Source organism: Cupriavidus sp. D384 (assembly GCF_001652915.1).
In the GTDB taxonomy this organism is placed as follows: Bacteria; Pseudomonadota; Gammaproteobacteria; order Burkholderiales; family Burkholderiaceae; genus Cupriavidus.
The window spans coordinates 1-18,239 of sequence record NZ_BBQI01000094.1; the positions used below are offsets into that span (position 1 = coordinate 1).

12 protein-coding genes are annotated in these 18,239 nt (G+C 67.2%); 6 read left to right on the plus strand and 6 right to left on the minus strand.

Features of this window, described 5'->3' with window-relative positions:
* Positions 1 to 3: 3 nt before the first annotated feature.
* From A9J21_RS22165 to A9J21_RS22175, 3 genes are all read right to left on the minus strand, one after another.
* Positions 4 to 2,256 carry a xanthine dehydrogenase family protein molybdopterin-binding subunit gene (locus tag A9J21_RS22165; RefSeq protein WP_066739322.1) on the minus strand — a complete coding sequence of 751 codons (2,253 nt, stop codon included), beginning with the start codon at positions 2,254 to 2,256 and terminating at the stop codon, positions 4 to 6.
* A 9-nt stretch (positions 2,257 to 2,265) separates the two neighbouring features.
* Positions 2,266 to 2,733: a (2Fe-2S)-binding protein gene (locus tag A9J21_RS22170; RefSeq protein WP_066739323.1), complete on the minus strand. Its 468-nt coding sequence runs from the start codon at positions 2,731 to 2,733 to the stop codon at positions 2,266 to 2,268.
* Positions 2,734 to 2,899: 166 nt separating this feature from the next.
* Positions 2,900 to 3,778, minus strand: coding sequence for a c-type cytochrome (locus A9J21_RS22175; RefSeq protein WP_066739324.1), 879 nt, complete (start codon positions 3,776 to 3,778; stop codon positions 2,900 to 2,902).
* 364 nt (positions 3,779 to 4,142) lie between these two features.
* On the opposite strand from A9J21_RS22175, the gene A9J21_RS22180 reads away from it, so the two are divergent.
* The 5 genes from A9J21_RS22180 (at position 4,143) to A9J21_RS22200 (ending at position 13,704) form a co-directional block, all read left to right on the plus strand.
* Positions 4,143 to 7,472 (plus strand): diguanylate cyclase, encoded by a 3,330-nt coding sequence (locus tag A9J21_RS22180; protein ID WP_404851406.1) that lies wholly within the window; start codon positions 4,143 to 4,145, stop codon positions 7,470 to 7,472.
* Positions 7,473 to 7,776: 304 nt separating this feature from the next.
* Positions 7,777 to 9,081 (plus strand): dicarboxylate/amino acid:cation symporter, encoded by a 1,305-nt coding sequence (locus A9J21_RS22185; protein ID WP_066739326.1) that lies wholly within the window; start codon positions 7,777 to 7,779, stop codon positions 9,079 to 9,081.
* Positions 9,082 to 9,342: 261 nt separating this feature from the next.
* Positions 9,343 to 11,235: an ATP-binding protein gene (locus A9J21_RS22190; protein ID WP_066739327.1), complete on the plus strand. Its 1,893-nt coding sequence runs from the start codon at positions 9,343 to 9,345 to the stop codon at positions 11,233 to 11,235.
* Positions 11,225 to 12,601, plus strand: a complete 1,377-nt coding sequence (locus A9J21_RS22195; protein WP_066739328.1) for a sigma-54 dependent transcriptional regulator — start codon at positions 11,225 to 11,227, stop codon at positions 12,599 to 12,601. The genes A9J21_RS22190 and A9J21_RS22195 overlap by 11 nt, the downstream gene beginning before the upstream one ends.
* Before the next feature lie 503 nt (positions 12,602 to 13,104).
* Positions 13,105 to 13,704 carry a helix-turn-helix domain-containing protein gene (locus A9J21_RS22200; protein WP_066739394.1) on the plus strand — a complete coding sequence of 200 codons (600 nt, stop codon included), beginning with the start codon at positions 13,105 to 13,107 and terminating at the stop codon, positions 13,702 to 13,704.
* A gap of 71 nt (positions 13,705 to 13,775) precedes the next feature.
* On the opposite strand, the gene A9J21_RS22205 is transcribed toward A9J21_RS22200, so the two are convergent.
* The gene (locus A9J21_RS22205; RefSeq protein ID WP_066739329.1) at positions 13,776 to 14,885 is read right to left on the minus strand and encodes an ornithine cyclodeaminase; all 1,110 of its coding nucleotides are present in this window, start codon (positions 14,883 to 14,885) and stop codon (positions 13,776 to 13,778) included.
* 13 nt (positions 14,886 to 14,898) lie between these two features.
* Positions 14,899 to 15,813: a dimethylarginine dimethylaminohydrolase family protein gene (locus A9J21_RS22210; RefSeq protein ID WP_231907009.1), complete on the minus strand. Its 915-nt coding sequence runs from the start codon at positions 15,811 to 15,813 to the stop codon at positions 14,899 to 14,901.
* Between the two features lie 156 nt (positions 15,814 to 15,969).
* Between A9J21_RS22210 and A9J21_RS22215 the strand changes: the two genes are divergently transcribed.
* Positions 15,970 to 16,392, plus strand: a complete 423-nt coding sequence (locus A9J21_RS22215) for an Lrp/AsnC family transcriptional regulator (protein ID WP_066739330.1) — start codon at positions 15,970 to 15,972, stop codon at positions 16,390 to 16,392.
* Between the two features lie 7 nt (positions 16,393 to 16,399).
* On the opposite strand, the gene A9J21_RS22220 is transcribed toward A9J21_RS22215, so the two are convergent.
* Positions 16,400 to 18,220 carry a chloride channel protein gene (locus A9J21_RS22220; RefSeq protein ID WP_066739331.1) on the minus strand — a complete coding sequence of 607 codons (1,821 nt, stop codon included), beginning with the start codon at positions 18,218 to 18,220 and terminating at the stop codon, positions 16,400 to 16,402.
* Positions 18,221 to 18,239 lie beyond the last annotated feature (19 nt).

Below are 18,239 nucleotides of genomic sequence, written 5' to 3' on the forward strand. Positions count from 1 at the left end.
GCCTCAGGCCATCACGAACGGCAATTGCCGCTGGCGCTTGCCCGTGAGGCGGAACAGCGCATTGGCCACGGCCGGCGCAATGCCGGGCGTGCCCGGTTCGCCCAGGCCGGTCGGGTTGTCGTTCGACGGCACGAAGAACACGTCCACCACCGGGGCGTCAGGCATGCGCGGCGGCGGATAGTCGGGGAAGTTGCTGTTCTTGACCATGCCGTTTTCCATCTCGATGGCAAAGCCCGGCTTGATCATCGACAGCCCGAACACGCAGCCGCCCTGGACCTGCGCCTCGGCGCTCAGCGGATTGACCACACGATTGGCATGCACGCCGGCCGTCACATGATGCACGCGCGGCTCGCCCTTCACCACCGACACGTCGACGATATAGGCCACCACCGAGCCGAACGACTCGTGCACGGCCACGCCCCAGGCATGGCCCTTCGGCAGCTTCTTCTTGCCGTAGCCCGACTTGTCCACGGCCAGCTGCAGCGCGGCGCGATGGCGTGCGTGCTTCTTTTCGTCCAGGCGCGCCAGGCGCCAGGCGACCGGGTCCTGCCTGGCGGCCGTGGCCATTTCGTCGGCCAGCGTTTCCTTGACGAACGCCGTATGCGTGTTGCCCACCGAGCGCCACCACAGCACCGGCACATCCACCTTCGGGTGATGCACGTGCACCTGCAGCGGCAGGTCGTAGTCGTTCTCGACGATGCCTTCGGTCATCGTGGCGTCCACGCCGTTCTTGACCATCATCGGCTCGAACGGCGTGCCGGTGATGATCGACTGGCCGACGATCGTGTGCTGCCAGCCCACGACCTTGCCCTGCGCGTCCACGCCGATACGGGCGCGGTGCACGTGCAGCGGACGGTAGTAGCCGCCCTTGATGTCGTCCTCGCGGCTCCACATCACCTTGACCGGCTCGGTATGGCCGTTTGCCACCCAGGCGCGCAGCACATTGGCCGATTCCACGAGGTAGTCCGATGTGGGCACGGCGCGGCGGCCGAAGCCACCGCCGGCCATCATCGTGTTCAGCGTGACCTTCTCGGGCGTCAGCTGCAGCGTGCGGGCGATGGCGCCCTGGTCGATGGTCTGGAACTGCGAGCCCACCCACACCTTGACGGCGGTCACCTTGTTGCCGGCCACCTCGGGTTGCAGCGTGCAGTTCAGCGGCTCCATCGGCGCGTGGGCCAGGTACGGCACGCGATACTCGGCGTCGATGACCCTGGCCGCGCCCGACAGCGCGGTGTCGATGTTGCCCCCTTCGAGCGGCTTCGCCACGATGCCCGGCTGCGTAGCCAGCTTGCTGAACTGGTCGAACAGCGCGGCCGTGCTGACCGTGGAGCCCGTGTCTTCCCACACGATCTCCAGTGCGTCGCGCGCGGTCTTGGCCGGCCAGTAGCCGTCGGCCACCACCGCCACGCCCGAACCGCCACGGTCGGTGTTCACCAGCATCACATCGGCCACGCCCTTGATCTTGCGCGCCTTGTCCGCGTTGAACGACTTGACCTTGCCGCCGAAGCGCGGCGGGTGGGCCACCACCGCCACCATCATGTCCTTGAGCCGGACATCCATGCCGAACACCGCGTCGCCGTGCAGCTTCGAAGCGGCGTCCAGGCGCGGCGTGGGCTTGCCGACGATGCGGAACTGGGCCGGGTCCTTGAGCTTGACCTGGGCCGGCACCTGCAGGCCCATGGCCGCCTGTGCCAGTTCGCCATAGGTGGCGCGGTTGTTGCCCGACGTGACCACGCCCATCGACGCGGTGCAGCTGGCCGGATCCACCTCCCACTTCTGCGCGGCAGCGCCAATCAGCATGGCCCGCGCCCGCGCGCCCAGCTCGCGGTACTGCTCGAACGAATGGTTCAGTGCCGTCGACCCGCCGGTCATCTGGATGCCGAACATCGGGTCCTTGTACGCGTCGCCGGCTGGCGCCAGGATGGCGCGCACGTTCTTCCAGTCGACGTCGAGCTCCTCGGCCAGCGCCATCGGCAGCGCCGTATGCACGCCCTGGCCGAATTCGAGCCGGTTCACGGCGATGGTCACCGTGTTGTCCGGCGCGATCGTCAGGAATGCCTGCGGCGGTGCCACCGCCTTGGCCGGCGCCTGCTGGGCCAGCGCGGCGTCCATGCCGACGATGCCCAGTGCAAACCCGCCGCCCGCCAGACCCGACAGCTTCAGGAAACTGCGCCGCGACAGCGTGCCTGCGGCCACCCCTTGCGCAGCGGGCGCACCGCTGCCGCCCGCCAGGGCTTCAATACCTCGAATACGCATGGCGGCCCCTTATGCCTTGACAGCGATGGCGCGCGAGGCGTCCTTGATCGCCGCGCGAATCCGTTGATAGGTGCCGCAGCGGCAGACGTTGCCGGCCATGGCCTGGTCGATATCGGCATCGGTGGGCCGCGGCTTGCTGCGCAGCAGGCCCACGGCGCTCATCACCTGGCCGTTCTGGCAGTAGCCGCACTGGGCCACGTCATGCTTGAGCCATGCCGCCAGCACGGCCTTGCCGACCGGGTCGTCGCCCATGCTTTCAATCGTGTTGATCTTGCTGCCGGCCGTGGCCGAGATCGGCATCACGCAGCTGCGCGTGGCCTGCCCGTTGATATGGACCGTACAGGCGCCACACGCGGCCATGCCACAACCGAACTTGGTGCCGGTCATGCCGAGGTTGTCGCGCAGGGCCCACAACAGTGGCGTGGACGGATCGGCGTCCACCTCCACGGTCTTGCCGTTGAGGGTGAGGGTGGTCATTTGGGGGATGCTCCTTGGGTGCTTGGCCCAGTCGGTTATTCGCGTGTCACGCCGGGCCAATGGCAAAGACAATCCCTGGCCACCCGGCGAACCCGTGGAGCATAGTAGAAATATGAAAAGCTTGCGCAGCCTTGCTCACATCATGCTGTGCGCACCATAACCGGGATTATTTCTGGCTGAGGAACAGATATAGCGCCTGCAGGTCGGTGTCGTTCATTTTCCCGAAGGCGGTGAACGGCATCACGCGGCTGACGTCGGTGCCGTCGGGCCGTTTGCCGGTACGCATCATGGTCACGAACTGGCTGGCCTCGGGGTAGGCCTTCATTGCCCCGCCCGGCTGCAGGTTGGCGGCGGACGGCCAGTCCGGTGGCGCCCCGGGGATATGGCCACCGCGCAGTTCGGCCCCGTGGCAACCCTTGCACGAATTGGCCACGTAGGCGCCGTACTGCACGTTCACGGCTGCCACCACCGGCGCGGCCGGTGGCAGGCTGTGATCGATCTTCTCGGCCGCGTCCTGGATCACGCCGGCGCCGTACATCCCCTGGATAAACCACGGCAGGTGCACCTCGCCGGGCCGGCCCGGGCCGGGCGGCAGGCTCCGGACATAGGCCACCAGCGCGCCAAAGTCGTCGTTCGACAGCCGGTTGTAGTCCTCGCTCGGCATCACCAGCAGCGGGCGGCCCGACGGTGCCACGCCGTGCCGGATGGCGCGGTCCCAGTCCTGGGCCTGGTATTTGTCGATATCGGGATTGGCGCGCGTCAGGTCGGGCGCAAACACCCGGAAGCCGTTGGATTCGTCGAACACCTGGCGGCCGGCGCCCCGGGCGCCGTGGCAGTCCGCGCAGCCGCGCGACTCATAGAGATACCTGCCATGGGCGATGGCCGTGGCGTCGGCCGGTATCGCCACGGGCTGGACGGCCACGTCGATCCTGCGCTGGAGCTTGCGGCCGCCCCACCAGTAGGTGCTGCCCACGGCCAGCACCACGAACACCACGAAGGCAACCAGCGCGGAGCTGGCGATGCGGAAGAATCGCTTGACGTCCATGGGTGTCCCCCGTGAGCGGCCATCGAGAAAGCGCAGATTGCGCCACCCGATTGAAACGGGCGCGCGCCTTGTGTTCCGTGCGGGATCGTACAGAAGCTACGCAGGCGCCGCCAGTCCGGGGGATGCGACCGGCGTCGGCCGCCATACCAGCTTTCAGCCTGCGACGCCAGCCCCAACAAAGCCATGCACTTGCCCCTATCCCGGCCGTCAGATTCCGCCAGGCGCGACTACAGTGCCACCTACGCTGGGCAGGGTGCGACCATTGCATCCCCGCCCGCATGGCTTTCGGCGCGCCAGGCGCGCCCCAGGAAACCCGAATCTGATGACGCCTGACAGGGCCGCGCCCCCTTCGAACTTCCCGCCCATGGCACGCCCTGGCAACTGGCGCCCGCTACTGCTGGCGGCAGCGGGCTACTTCGTCCTGGCCCTGGCCGGGCTGTGGCTGGCGCGCATTCCGGGCCACGCGGCGGCCGTGTGGCTGGCCAACGCCTTTGGCCTGGGCATGCTGCTGCACCGCCCCACCCGCGAGGCGCCGGCGCTGCTGGCAACCATGCTGGTCTCCAATATCGTTGCCGACGTGCTTGGCGCCGGTCATCCGGTGGGGGCCGCCCTGCTGCTTTCGGCGGCCAACCTGGTGGAACTGGCCGGGTCGGCCATGCTGCTGCAGGTGATGGTCGGCCGCCAGGCGCTGGCCCGCACCGGTCAACTGGCCACCTTCGCGCTGACCCTGGGCATTGCCTCGACGGTGGGGCCGGCCCTGAGCGGCCTGCTGGGCGCCCTGGTCATCTCGGCGCGCTATGACACGCCATTCCCAAAGGTCTGGTGGAACTGGTGGAATGCCGGCGCCATCGGCATGGTGATCCTGCTGCCGCTGATGGTGTCGCTGTCGCGCGAACGGGTGCGCGCCACCTGCCAGCGCCCCATGCTGCTGCGGCTGGCCGGGCTGTTTGCGCTGTGCGTGGCGATTGGCGCAGGCGCCATCCGCGCCGGCCACGATCCGTTCGTGGTGATGTCGCTGCCGCTGGTCATCGTCGCGCTGGCCAGCAATCCGTTTGCCACCGCGCTGCTGACGCTGCTGTCGGCGGTGGCCGCCGAGTGCATCGGCCTGGCATCGGGCACCGAATTCCTGGCCTCGCGCACGATACCGCTGTCCGGGGCACTGGTCATGGTGTTCCCGGTCTGCACCGCGTTCATGACCGAGCAGAATCGCAAGGGCCGGCTGGAACTGCGCAGCAGCGAACGGCGCTTCCGCCAGGCGCTGGAGCATTCGGCCATCGGCATGGCGCTGGTAGGCATCGACGGGCGCTGGCTGATGGTCAACCGCGCCATGATCGAACTGCTGGGCTACAGCGCCGACGAACTGCGCGACCTGCCGTTCCAGCTGATGACCCACCCCGATGACCTCGCCGCCGACCTGCGGCTGGTAGAACGGCTGCTTGCCGGCGAGATCGACTCGTATCGCCTGGAAAAGCGCTACCGCCACAAGAACGGCCACTACCTGTGGACGCTGCTGGCGGTGTCGCTGGTGCGCGACGACAACACCGGGCAGCCCGACCATTTCATCGCGCAGGTGGAAGATATCCACACGCGCAAGCTGGCGCAGGAACAGCTGGAACAGCTCACGCGCCGCACCCAGCTGGCCGTTGAAGCGGGCGGCGTGGGCATCTGGGAGTGGGACTTCACGCAGGCGTCGATCACGTGGGACACCCGCATGCACGCGCTGCACGGCACCCCGCCGGAGCTTGGCCCGCCCACGCTGGCCCAGTGGATCGCGATGGTCCACCCCGAGGACGTGAGCCGCGTCAGCACCGAAATGCGCCAGGCCATCCGGGGCGTGCGCCGCTTCGACACCGAATACCGCGTGGTGCGGCCCACCGGCGAGATCCGCCACGTGCGCGCCATGGCAACCATCTCGCGCCACGAGGACGACACCACGCGGGCGCTGGTGGGCACCAACTGGGACATCACCGAGCAGCGCAACCTGAACCGGGCGCTGTTCGAGGAAAAGGAGCGCCTGCACATCACGCTGCGCTCGATTGGCGACGCGGTGATCTGCACCGATCGCGTCATGCGCGTGACCTTCATGAATCCGATTGCCGAGCAGCTCACCGGCTGGAGCATGGACGCCGCCATGGGCCAGCCGCTGGAACAGGTGTTCCGCATCGTCGACGAGGACACCGACCTGGTCATCCCAAGCCCCGTCGAGCAATGCCTGGAAACGCTGCGCCCAGCCTACCTGCAGGAAGGCGCCGTGCTGCAGAGCCTGACCGGCGAGCGCCATGACGTGCAGGATTCTGCCGCGCCCGTGCTGGCCAACGACGGCAGCGTGCTGGGCGCGGTGCTGGTGTTCCAGGACATCACCACGTCGCGCGCGCTGCAGCGCGAACTGGCCCATTCGGCCACGCACGACGCGCTGACCGGCCTGCCCAACCGGGCCTGGTTCGAAAAACGGCTGCGCGAGGCCTGCGAGAACGCCCGCCTGCACGGCCATCGGGCCGCGCTCTGCTTTATCGACCTGGACCGCTTCAAGATCGTCAACGACACGGCCGGCCACGGCGCCGGCGACGTGCTGCTGCGCGAACTGGGCTACGTGATCCGCCACCAGGTGCGGCCCGACGACCTGCTGGCACGCCTGGGCGGCGACGAATTCGCACTGCTGCTCAAGGACTGCAGCATCGAACACGCCGAGCAGGTCTGCATGAAGGTGATCGACGCCGTGCGCGAGCGGCGCTTTCCGTGGAATGGCCGCGTCTACGACGTGGGCGCCAGCATCGGCATCGCCGCCATCGACAACGACGTGCCGCCGGTCAGCGAACTGATGAGCCGCGCCGACGTGGCCTGCTACGCGGCCAAGGCGGCCGGGCGCAACCGCGTGTCGGTCTATCGCCGCGACGAAAGCGACGCGCGGCGCCATCATCGCGAACTGGAGGTGGCCGCCGGCATCCATTCGGCGCTGGAAGCCAACCGCTTCCGGCTGTACGCGCAGGAAATCCGCTCGCTGCGTCCGGCCGAGGACGATTCGCGCCACGTGGAAATCCTGGTGCGCATGGTGGACGAACAGGGCACGCTGATCATGCCGGGCGCGTTTATCCCGGCCGCCGAACGCTACGACCTGATGGGCCATATCGACCGCTGGGTGATCCGCAACGTGCTGCAGCAGTACGGCGAACGGCTGGCAGGCGTGCCAGGGCTGTCGGTGTCGATCAACCTGTCGGCCAACTCGCTGGGCGAGCCGTTCCTGCTGCCGTTCCTGCACGCCGCGCTGGAAGACTCGGCCCTGCCGGCCGACCGCATCCGGCTGGAAATCACCGAGACCGCGCTGATCAACAACATGACCGCCGCCAGCCGCGTGGTGGCCGACATGCGCAGCGCCGGCTGCACCGTGGCGCTCGACGACTTCGGCGCCGGCCTGTCGTCGTTCGCCTACCTGAAGCAGTTCCCGGTGGACTATCTCAAGATCGACGGCAGCTTTATCCGCAACCTGGCGCGCAACGCCGTGGATCGCGAGATCGTCAGCTCGATCAACGACATCGGCCACCGGCTGGGCGTGCGTACCGTGGCCGAATGGGTCGAGGACGAGGGCACGCTCCATACGCTGCGTGCAATCGGGGTGGACTATGCGCAGGGCTACGCCATTGGCAAGCCGATGCCGCTGGAGGCCTTTCTCGACACCTGCGAGGGCCTGCCGGCCTGATCCGGCTTCAGCCGGCGCGGGACTTCCCGCAGTGCAGCATGCGCCGGAGCCCACTTTTCCCGCCCGGGCCGTTCGGAAATCCGGACGGCGTTTGGCGCGTCACGTCCGGATTTCCGAACCGTGCGTCTGCGCCACGCCAAAAATCCCTTTGTATTCATCGTTTTACATCTGTATCCAGGTGCAACTGCGCTGGCACGGGTCGTGCAATCTAGCCGCCGCCGTATGACATCCGGCCCCGGCCGCGCAGCCCGCCCCCAAGGCAGCTTCGCGCACCCGGTCCGGCACAAAGGAGGATGTACCCACGATGACAAAACGACTGCCAACCCTGATTTTCATTGCGATGCTGCTCGGCGTGATCGTCGGCAGTGCCGCGCATAACATGGCGCCTGACGCCGCCACGGCCAAGTCGATCGCCGATCACCTGTCGATCCTGACCGACGTGTTCCTGCGGATGATCAAGATGATCATCGGCCCGCTGGTGTTCGCCACGCTGGTATCGGGCATTGCCAGCATGGGCGACGGCAAGACCGTCGGCCGCATCGGCCTGAAGGCCATGGCCTGGTTCATGGCCGCGTCGATCACGTCGCTGCTGCTGGGCCTGCTGATGGCCAACGTGCTGGCTCCGGGCCACGGCATGAACCTGCCGCTGCCGGCCGCCGACGCCGCATCGAACCTGAAGACCGGCTCGCTGAACCTGCGCGACTTCGTGGCCCACATGTTCCCGAAGAGCTTTGTCGAGGCCATGGCGACCAACGAGGTGCTGCAGATCGTGGTGTTCTCGCTGTTCTTCGGCTTCGCGCTGGGCACGCTCAAGGACGGCGTGGGCAAGCCCGTGCTGGCCGCCATCGACGGCCTGGGCCACATCATGCTGAAGGTCACCAACTATGTGATGGCGTTTGCGCCGCTGGGCGTGTTCGGCGCCGTGGCGGCCGTGATCACCTCGCAGGGCCTGGGCGTGCTGGTGGTGTACGCCAAGCTGCTGGGCAGCGTGTACCTGTCGCTGGCGCTGCTGTGGATCGCATTGATCGCCGGGGGCTACTACTTCCTGGGCCGCGACATCTTCAAGCTGATCCGCCAGCTGCGCGCGCCGCTGATGATCGGCTTTGCCACGGCCAGCAGCGAATCGGCCTATCCGAAGGTCATCGACCAGCTGAACCGTTTTGGCGTGAAGAGCCGCATCACCAACTTCGTGCTGCCGCTGGGCTATTCGTTCAACCTGGACGGCTCGATCATGTACACGTCCTTCGCCGCGCTGTTCGTGGCGCAGGTGTACGGCATCCAGCTGTCGCTGTCGCAGCAGATCACGATGCTGCTGGTGCTGCTGGTGACCAGCAAGGGCATCGCCGGCGTGCCGCGCGCATCGCTGGTGGTGGTGGCCGCCGTGTTGCCGATGTTCGGGCTGCCCGAGGCCGGCATCCTGCTGGTGCTGGGCATCGACCATGTCCTGGACATGGGCCGCACCGTTACCAATGTGCTTGGCAACGCCATTGCCACAACCGTTGTCGCCAAAAGCGAGAACGCGATTGGCGCGCCGGAATTGTCTGACGAGGCAGATACCTCGACTGACGACACCGGCCTGACACCCGTTCAGGCTCTGGCCAGCAAGTAAGCTGGCTCAGGCGTGCCAGGGCCCGGCTGCCGATCAGGCTGCCGGGCCTTTTTGCGTTTACGGCCTCGCGCGGGAATCCTGGGCGGCAGTCCGCACCCTGACCCGAACGGGTGAGGTCCGGGGCGGCAGTTCGGGCTGCCGTACCGCCGGCTGTGGTAAAACGTCGCCTTGCCGAAACGTGCCGCGCAACCCCCGAGTGGCCTTCCGGCCACATCAACTGCCCGATACGCCACACGGCAGCGTCCGCATTCCAGAATCCGCATGATCGTGTCCCCCTCCGACGGCGGCCAGGCATCGTTCTCGCCCTGGCGCCGGTTTGTCCCCTTTGTCGCCCTGCTCGCGCTGGCCGTGCTGGTCACCGGAGCAGGCTGGCTGGGCTATCGCTATACCTACGACGCCGCCCTGACCCGCCAGGCCGAGCGCGGCCAGGTGCAGATGCGGCTGTACGCCCAGGCACTGGAAAGCGAACTGGCCCGCTACGACTACGTGCCGAGCCTGCTTTCGCTGGACGCGCGCATCGACGCCCTGCTGCGCCAGCCCGCCTCGCCCGAGCGCGTGGCGCAGGCCAATGCCTACCTGGCGGCCCTGAACGGCCGCGCGGGCACGCGCGTCATCTACCTGCTGGACGCTCGCGGCAAGGTGCTGGCCACCAGCAACTACCAGCGGCCGGACAGCTTCCTGGGCGAAGACCTGAGCTTCCGCCCGTACTTCCGGGCCGCCATCGAAGGCCAGCTGGGACGCTTCTACGGCGTGGGCACCACGCGCAGCGAATCGGGCTACTACCTGTCGGCCCCGCTGGGCGACCGCGACCGCCCGGTTGGCGTGGCCGTGGTCAAGATCGGCCTGGAACCGCTGGAAAACCGCTGGCAGGGCAACGACAGCCAGATGCTGCTGGCCGACGAGAACGGGGTGGTGATCCTGGCATCGGACCCCTCGTGGAAGCTTGCCGCACTGCGACCGCTGTCGGACGACCAGCGCGCCCGGCTGGACCACAGCCTGCAATACAACCGCGCCCCGCTGCCCCAGCTCGCGCTGAGCACCGTGCGGCCGCTGGCCAATGGGCCGTCGCAGGGCGGCGACGCGCTGGTGCGGCTGCGCCAGGGCCCGCCGATGCTGGCCCAGCACCTGGCCCTGCCAGGCACCGACTGGGACCTCACGCTGCTGACCAATACGTCGCAGGCGCGCGTGGCCGCGCTCAACAGCGCCGCGCTGGCCGGCGTGCTGGCCGCCTTCGTGCTGCTGCTGGGCGCCGCGTGGAATGTGCGGCGGCGCATCGTGGGCGAACGGCTGGCCGCGCGCGCCGCGCTGGAGGCCGCCAACAGCGAGCTGGAACGCAAGGTGGCCGAGCGCACCGCCGACCTGTCCAGCACCAACCAGCAGCTGCAGGCCGAGGTCAGCGAGCGGATCCGGACGGAAAACTATCTGCGCCAGGCGCAGGACGGGCTGATGCAGGCCGGCAAGCTGGCCGCCGTGGGACAGATGTCCGCCGGCATCGCCCACGAACTGAACCAGCCGCTGGCGGCCCTGCGCACACTGTCCGGCAATACGGGCAAGTTCATCGCCCACGGCGACTACGACACCGCGCAAGGCAACCTGGACCGCATGATCGGCCTGGTGGAACGCATGGGCCGGATCACCGGCGCGCTGAAGTCGTTCGCGCGCAATCCGGCCGCCGGCCAGCGCCATAGCGCCCGGCTGGCCGATGCGGTGGACAACGCGCTGTTCCTGCTGGAAACGCGCGTGGCGGACGTGGCCCCGCGCATCGACCGCGACATCGACGCGCACCTGGCCGTGCGCTGCGATCCGAACCGGCTGGAACAGGTGCTGGTCAACCTGATCGGCAATGCGCTGGACGCGCTGAAGGGCCAGCCCAGACCGCACCTGTCGCTGCACGCATACGAGTCGGGCGGCATGGTCCACCTGACCGTGCGCGACAACGGCACGGGGCTGTCCGAAACCGCGTTTGCGCGACTGTTCGAGCCGTTCTTCACGACCAAGCCCGCCGGCGAAGGGCTGGGGCTGGGCCTGACGCTGTCGGCCGGCATCCTGAGCGAGAACGGCGGGAACCTGACCGCGATCAATCATCCCGACGGCGGCGCCTGCTTCACGGTGGCGCTGCCGCGAGCTACCGAGGAACTGCGCCATGTCGGCTGAACCGATCGAAGTCATCGAAGCCGCCGGCAGGCCCGCCGCGCTGACGGTGATGGTCGTCGAGGACGATGCCGATGTGCGGCTGGGCTGCGAACAGGCGTTGAAGCTCGAAGGCATCGCCACGCGCGCCGTGGGCAGCGCGGAAGCGGCGCTGCGCGAGGTGGAGGCTGGCTTTGCCGGCATCGTCGTCAGCGACATCCATCTGCCCGGCGCCGATGGCATGGCCCTGCTGCGCCAACTCGGCACGCGCGACCCGGCATTGCCCGTGATCATGATCACCGGCCATGGCGATGTCTCGCTGGCGGTACAGGCAATGAAACAAGGGGCCTACGACTTTCTTGAAAAGCCGTTCTCGCCGGAACGGCTCGTGGCTACCTGCCGGCGTGCGCTGGACAAGCGCAGGCTGGCCCTGGAAGTGGCCGACCTGCGGGCGCGCCTGGCGGGCCGCGAGGGCCTGGCCGCACGGCTGATCGGTCATTCGCCGGCCATCGAGCGGCTGCGCCAGATGATCGCCGGCATCGGCGACACGGCGGCCAACGTGCTGATCCACGGCGAAACCGGCACCGGCAAGGAACTGGTGGCGCGCTGCCTGCACGAAGCCAGCGGCCGTCGTGCAAAGCATTTCGTGCCGATCAACTGTGGCGGCCTGCCCGAACAACTGTTCGAATCGGAAATCTTCGGACACGAGGCCGGCGCGTTCACGGGTGCGGCCAAGCGCCGTATCGGCAAGATCGAGCATGCGGAAGGCGGCACGCTGTTCCTCGACGAAATCGAGAGCATGCCGATGCCGATGCAGATCAAGCTGCTGCGCGTGCTGCAGGAGCGTGTGGTGGAACGGCTTGGGTCCAACCAGCCGGTGCCCGTCAACACGCGGGTGGTGGCGGCCACCAAGGCCGACCTGCGCGCGCTGGCCGACGCCAGCCAGTTCCGTGCCGATCTCTACTATCGCCTGAACGTGGTCACGCTCGAATTGCCGCCGCTGCGCGAACGGCGCGAGGACGTGCCGTTGCTGTTCGAACACTTTCTGGCACAGGCCGCGTTGCGCTTCGAGCGCGAGGCCGTGCCGCCCACGCCCGCCGAACTGGCGGCGCTGGTGGCCTACCCGTGGCCCGGCAATGTGCGCGAGCTGCGCAACCTGGCCGAGCGCCATGCCCTTGGGCTGGGCTGCGATCCCGCGCAGGGCGGCGCCGCACCCGAGGCAATGCCACTGCCACAGGCCGTGGAGCAGTTCGAGCGAGCGCTGATTGCCGATGCATTGCGACGCCACGCGGGCAACCTCACGCGTGCCGGCGAAGCCCTGGGCGTGGCAAAGACCACGCTGTTCGACAAGGTCCGCAAGTACGGCCTGTCGACCGGCACCGCAAACTAAACGCAACGCCCAAGGCGCAAATGTGTCAAATGTATATAACCTGGGAACCTGCTTGCCGCGTACGGTGTCTGTGAACCTGTACGCGACGCCTGCGGCATAAATGTTAAGCGTCATACTGTTTGTCCATCGCTGTCTACCGAATTGCAACGATGTTCGTTAAACAACAAAAGTGTGACGCCAATCATTGCTTTCCCTGTAGCAACGAATCATCTTGAAGCCATACTATTGGCATCCGGCAAGCGGGCAACGCCACAAGCGTCGCTGCGGCTCGCGGAAAGGCGAACAACAGATCGCCCTTGCAGCAAACGTGCACGGCCTCCTGAAGCCGTTGCTACGTCAACAGGAAACAGCAACAGAGCAACAAAGACCGGCCGGGAGCAGGTCGAAAACATCAGGGTCAGTAAAAACAGCAGCCCGGTCATTTGACCGACGTGGCGTGTCCGAGGACGCCCGTGCAGTTCGCCAGTCGTGCTGTGCTGCTGATCGACACTACGGGTGATTGGATGAAACTGGATCCAGAACTGGCTGAAAAGCCGTACTACAGCACGCGAACCGCTGCAAAACTTCTCAACGTATCGCTGGGCACCGTCCAGAAAATGGTGGAACGTGGTGAACTTGGCGCCTGGAAAACCAATGGCGGCCACAGGCGTATCCACAAGGAAACCGTGCATCGGCTGCTGGCAAACCGCGCCATCCCGGAAGCTGGCGTCGAGCACAATCTCGATCTCGTGGTGTTCCACCCTAACCATACCGAAGCGCAACGCATCAGCGCCCAGCTGGGTAAATGGTCGCTGCCGCTGAAGACCCAGGTGCTGGAGGACGTGGTGGACACGGTGATTACTTCCGTCGATTCGCGCCCTCGCGTGGTGCTCTACTACGTGGAGGAACTCAACGACGCGGAATCGGCCACGATCGAGAAACTGCAGAATTTCTTCTCGCGGCAACGCGTGATCTTTGCGGTCATCACCAATCGCCAGGCCTACGACGGCGTGGCTGACGCCCTGCAGCAATGGGGCATCATGGTGTTCCTCAAGACACCCTCGCTTGAGGAAATCAAGGGCTTCCTGCGTGCCCAACTGATGATGGGACGCGCAGGCGCTTAAGATTTCGTTAAGGTTCGATGTGCAACGGCCCGGACACACAGTGCCCGGGCCGTTTTTTATCGTGGCAGCCTTCAGACGGATTCGGCGGCCTCGCGCGCCTGCCCGGCCATGACCCTGGCGTCGGACGCCATCATCCAGCCATAGAGATCGCGCGGGTCCGGGGGCATGGCAACGAGCGCCACGAAGCGGCCGGCGTCGCGCGCACCGGCAGCCGCATGCAACCAGCGCAGCGCCGAATAATCCTCCAGTGCAAAGCCGACCGAATCGAAGACGGTCACCTCGTCGGCGCGGGTGCGGCCAGGTGCCGCGCCGGACAGCACTTGCCACAACTCGCTGACGGGCGCCTCCGGCCATTGCTGGATCTCGCCTTCGATGCGCGACTGGGGCGCATACTCCACCACGATCCGCGCGTTGCGCAGGATGTCGACGTGCAACTCGGTCTTGCCGGGACAGTCGCCACCCACGGCATTCAAATGCATGCCCGGTTGCACCATGTCAGGCGTAAGAATGGTCGCGCGCGTCTTGTCGGCGGTGACCGTGGTCACGATTTCGGCGCCAGCCAGCGCATCGCGCACCGATCGCACCGGCACGATCTCCAGACCTGGTACTTTCTCCAGATTGCGCGCCAGGCGCTCCGTGGCCGATGGATCGATATCGAAGGCCCGTACGGTGCCGATCCCCGCCAACGCATGGAACGCCAGCGACTGGAATTCGGCCTGCGCGCCGTTGCCGATCAGCGCCATCGTGCGGGCCCCGGGACGTGCCATGGCCTGCGCAGCCAGCGCGGAAGTGGCCGCGGTGCGCAGCGCCGTGGCGAGCGTCAGATCGGCCAGCAGCAGCGGAAAGCCGGTCTGCACATCGGCCAGCATGCCGCACGCCATGACAGTGGGCAGCGCGAACTTCGCGTTGCCCGGATGCCCGTTGACGTACTTGTAGGCGAATCGCTTGCCGTCGCTGACTGGCATCAGTTCGATCACACCCACCGTCGAATGGCTCGCCAACCTCGCAGATTTCTCAAATTCTTGCCAGCGCAGGAAGTCGTCGCGCACGCACCCTGCCACCTGCACGATGGCCTGCTGCACGCCCACGTTGCGCACCAGCGCGGCGGCATCGCCCGCATCGAGAAAGCGCGTCAGCAGGCTCCCCTGCTGTTTCGTTTCCAGTTTCGCGTTCGTTTTCATGGCGCATCTCCGGTCATGCCGCAGCGGCACGCCGCATGGGCGCGCTGGCGCGGTCGAGCCGCAGCGTCATGCAATATGCCCCGCCGCCCGACAGCATGTACGGTGTCAGGTCCACCTCGTGCAGCCGATACCCGCGGCGGCCCAGTTCATGGCGTAAATGCGATGTGGTGCGCGTCATCACCACGTGATCGTCAAGGTTGACGGCATTCACGCTGAAGTGGCGCAGATCGTCCTCGGTGGCCTCGATGCGCTGGGCTACCGGCACGCGCGCGCGCAGCGTCCGCAGCGCGTTGTCGGTAAAGGCCGGAGGGTAGTACAGCACTTCGCCGCCCGAGAGCGGACAGAAGCACACGTCGAGGTGATAGCTCTGCTCGGTGGCCAGTTCCAGCGCCACCACTTCCTGGTCGAACTCGCGGGCCATGGCATCGGCAGCCTCTCGCGACGAGCGCGGCCCGAAGCCCGCCCAGAAATGGCCGCGCCGCGCGTCCCAGATGCAGTCGCCCGCGCCTTCCTGAAAACAGCCGTCGGGCAGCCGCGCCACGCTGTCGATCAGGCCCCGCGCACGCAGATCGTCGAAGATGGCCGCGAACGGTTGTTCCTCGCCGCGCCGTTGCGGGTAGCGAAAGCGCGCCAGCACCGCCTTGCCATCGAGCACCACGGCCGCGTTGGCCGGAAACACCATGTCGGGCTGGCCCGCCACGCCCTGCACCACTTCAACTGCAAAGCCGGAACGGCCCAGCGCATCGTGCAGCGCATCGAACGACGCCAGCGCGCGGCGATGCATGCCGCCCGGGTCGCGGGCCCACGCGGCGGGGTCCATCCACGGATTGATGCTGTACGACACGTCGTAGAACGTGGGCGCAACCAGCAGGATGGTCGGGCGGATGGGTGGACGGATAGTCGGGTGATTGGTCGGGCGATCGGTCACGGGGCTCTCCTCTGTTTTCGGATGGCGGTGTCGTGAGTGCATTCTCCTGCCCGCCAGCGCCAACGAATAGTTAGCAAACTGGACAAATTGCTATGGTCGCCTGACAATTTGTCGGCATTGGCTGGCAATTTGCCAAGTTCTGCCGGAGAAAACGCGATGGATGCGACCGATCGACAGCTGCTGGGCCTGCTGCGCGACAATGCGCGCACGCCGGTGACGGCACTTGCAAAGGCGCTGCGCGTCTCGCGCGCCACGGTGCAGAACCGGATCGAGAAACTGGAGAAGGAAGGCCAGATCGTCGGCTATACGGTGTGGCTCAAGCCGGAGGCCGAACCGCACCGCATCCGCGCCTGGATGACGGTGGCCGTGGAAGGCAACAAGGCGCGCCAGGTGCTGCAGGCGCTGCGTGGCGATCCCAACGTGCAGACGCTGCATACGACCAACGGCCGCTGGGACATCATTGCCGAACTGCGCGCCGATACGCTGGAGCAGTTCGATCGCACGCTCGACCGGATCCGGCTGGTCGATGGCATTTCGGCCACCGAGACCAGCATCCTGCTGTCGAGCTACAAGCTGTAGGAGCGGATCAGGAGCCCTGACGCACCGGAGCCTGTGCGGTGCCGCGCAGGCGTTCACGGTGCGTTTCCTCGTGCAACGCGTGCTCGCTGGGCGCCAGCAGGTCTCGTAGCGATACGATGCCGACCAGCCGCATGGTGGCCAGGCTGTCGACGACCGGCATGCGTGCCACGCTCAGTGCCGCCATCTGTCCCGCCGCGGCGCGGCCCGTCTGCGATGGCAGCAGCACGGTGGGCGTTCCCTTTTCGATGTCCCTGACGCCGCCGGTGCCCTGCCCGGCCGCAATCAGGTCGCCGCAGCGCAGGCCGGCATCGTCGCCGGCATGGGCGGCCGTGATGGCCGCGCGATGGAGCATGCCCAGCACCCGCCCTTCGGCCACCACCGGATAGGCGCGATGCGCGGCATGGCTGCCAAAGTGGCGCTCCAGGGCCACGGCCACCGGCACGCCGGCGTCGATCGTCACCACGTCGCGCGTCATCAGGTCTTCCACGTGCGAGCGCTCCAGCGGGTCGACCCCGTATTCCCGGTAGATGTGCAGGCCGCGGCGCGCAATCTTCTCGGTCATGATGCCGCGCTTCATCGTCAGCACCGAGAAGCCGTAGGCCACTGCCGTGGTCAGCAGCAGCGGCAGCAGGGCCTCGCTGTCATGCGTCAGGCCAAACGCGAACACGATGGCGGTCAGCGGTGCGCCCAGCACGCTGCCCAGCACGCCGGCCATGCAGACCAGCGCCCACAGCCCCGGCGAGCCGCCCGGCAGGAACGGGCCCAGCACCACGCCCAGGCCGGCGCCGAGCATCAGCAGCGGCGCCAGCACCCCGCCCGACGTGCCCGAGCCCAGCGCGGCGATCCAGATCACGGCCTTGACCGCCAGCAGCGCCACCGCCACCTCGATGGCAAGCCGGTTGTTGAGCAGGTCGCCAATGACGTCGTAACCCACCCCCAGCGCGCGCGGTTCGAAGTAACCGCCGATGCCCACCACCAGGCCGCCAATGGCCGGCCACCACATCCAGTGCAGGCGCAGCTTGCTGAAGGCATCCTCGGTGCGATACAGCGCCAGCGTCAGGACCGCGCCCAGCACGCCGCACAGCAGCCCCGCCAGCACGCACGAGCCCAGGGCCACGGTGCCGGCCGCCGCCGTCTGCAGCGGGAACAGCGGGCCCGACTCGAACACGAAGGGCCGCAGGAAGCCGGCCACGGCGCACGCCAGCGCCACCGGCAGCAGGCTGCGCGGACGCAGCTCGAACAGCAGCAGTTCGATCGCCAGCAGCACCGCTGCCACGGGCGTGCCGAAGATCGCCGTCATGCCTGCGCAGGCACCGGCCACCAGCAGCGTCTTGCGTTCGGCGGCGGTCAGGTGCAGGTATTGGGCCAGCAGCGACGCAATCGAGCCGCCCGTCATGATGATCGGCCCCTCGGCGCCGAACGGGCCACCGCTGCCGATCACGATGCCCGACGACAGCGGCTTGAGCACCGCCACCTTCGGCGACATCTTGCTCTTGCCGAACAGCACGGCCTCGATGGCCTCGGGAATGCCATGGCCGCGAATCTTGTCGCTGCCGTAGCGCGCCATCAGGCCCACGATCAGCCCGCCCAGCGCCGGTATGGCGATAACCCAGGGCCCCAGCGCATGGTGCGCCGGAGAGCGCTCGGCGAACGACAGGGTCTGGAAAAAGAAAAGATTGGTGAAAAAGTGGATCAGGTTGACCAGTACAAATGCTGCGCCGGTACTGATGCCGCCGATGACCAGCGCGATGCCTGCCAGCATGGGCAGGCGGCCGTTGACGGCGTAGTCGCGCTTGTCGGAATGGTGCAATGCGGAATGTTTTGACATGGACGAAAGCCGGGGGCGG

What these genes read in the sequence shown, in the direction of transcription:
- A9J21_RS22190 (WP_066739327.1), top strand. Translation starts at nt 9,343, where the DNA reads ATGATCGTGTCCCCCTCCGACGGCGGCCAGGCATCGTTCTCGCCCTGG.
- A9J21_RS22185 (WP_066739326.1), top strand. Translation starts at nt 7,777, where the DNA reads ATGACAAAACGACTGCCAACCCTGATTTTCATTGCGATGCTGCTCGGC.
- A9J21_RS22175 (WP_066739324.1), bottom strand. Translation starts at nt 3,778, where the DNA reads ATGGACGTCAAGCGATTCTTCCGCATCGCCAGCTCCGCGCTGGTTGCC.
- A9J21_RS22180 (WP_404851406.1), top strand. Translation starts at nt 4,143, where the DNA reads ATGGCACGCCCTGGCAACTGGCGCCCGCTACTGCTGGCGGCAGCGGGC.
- A9J21_RS22170 (WP_066739323.1), bottom strand. Translation starts at nt 2,733, where the DNA reads ATGACCACCCTCACCCTCAACGGCAAGACCGTGGAGGTGGACGCCGAT.
- A9J21_RS22200 (WP_066739394.1), top strand. Translation starts at nt 13,105, where the DNA reads ATGAAACTGGATCCAGAACTGGCTGAAAAGCCGTACTACAGCACGCGA.
- A9J21_RS22215 (WP_066739330.1), top strand. Translation starts at nt 15,970, where the DNA reads ATGGATGCGACCGATCGACAGCTGCTGGGCCTGCTGCGCGACAATGCG.
- A9J21_RS22195 (WP_066739328.1), top strand. Translation starts at nt 11,225, where the DNA reads ATGTCGGCTGAACCGATCGAAGTCATCGAAGCCGCCGGCAGGCCCGCC.
- A9J21_RS22220 (WP_066739331.1), bottom strand. Translation starts at nt 18,220, where the DNA reads ATGTCAAAACATTCCGCATTGCACCATTCCGACAAGCGCGACTACGCC.
- A9J21_RS22205 (WP_066739329.1), bottom strand. Translation starts at nt 14,885, where the DNA reads ATGAAAACGAACGCGAAACTGGAAACGAAACAGCAGGGGAGCCTGCTG.
- A9J21_RS22165 (WP_066739322.1), bottom strand. Translation starts at nt 2,256, where the DNA reads ATGCGTATTCGAGGTATTGAAGCCCTGGCGGGCGGCAGCGGTGCGCCC.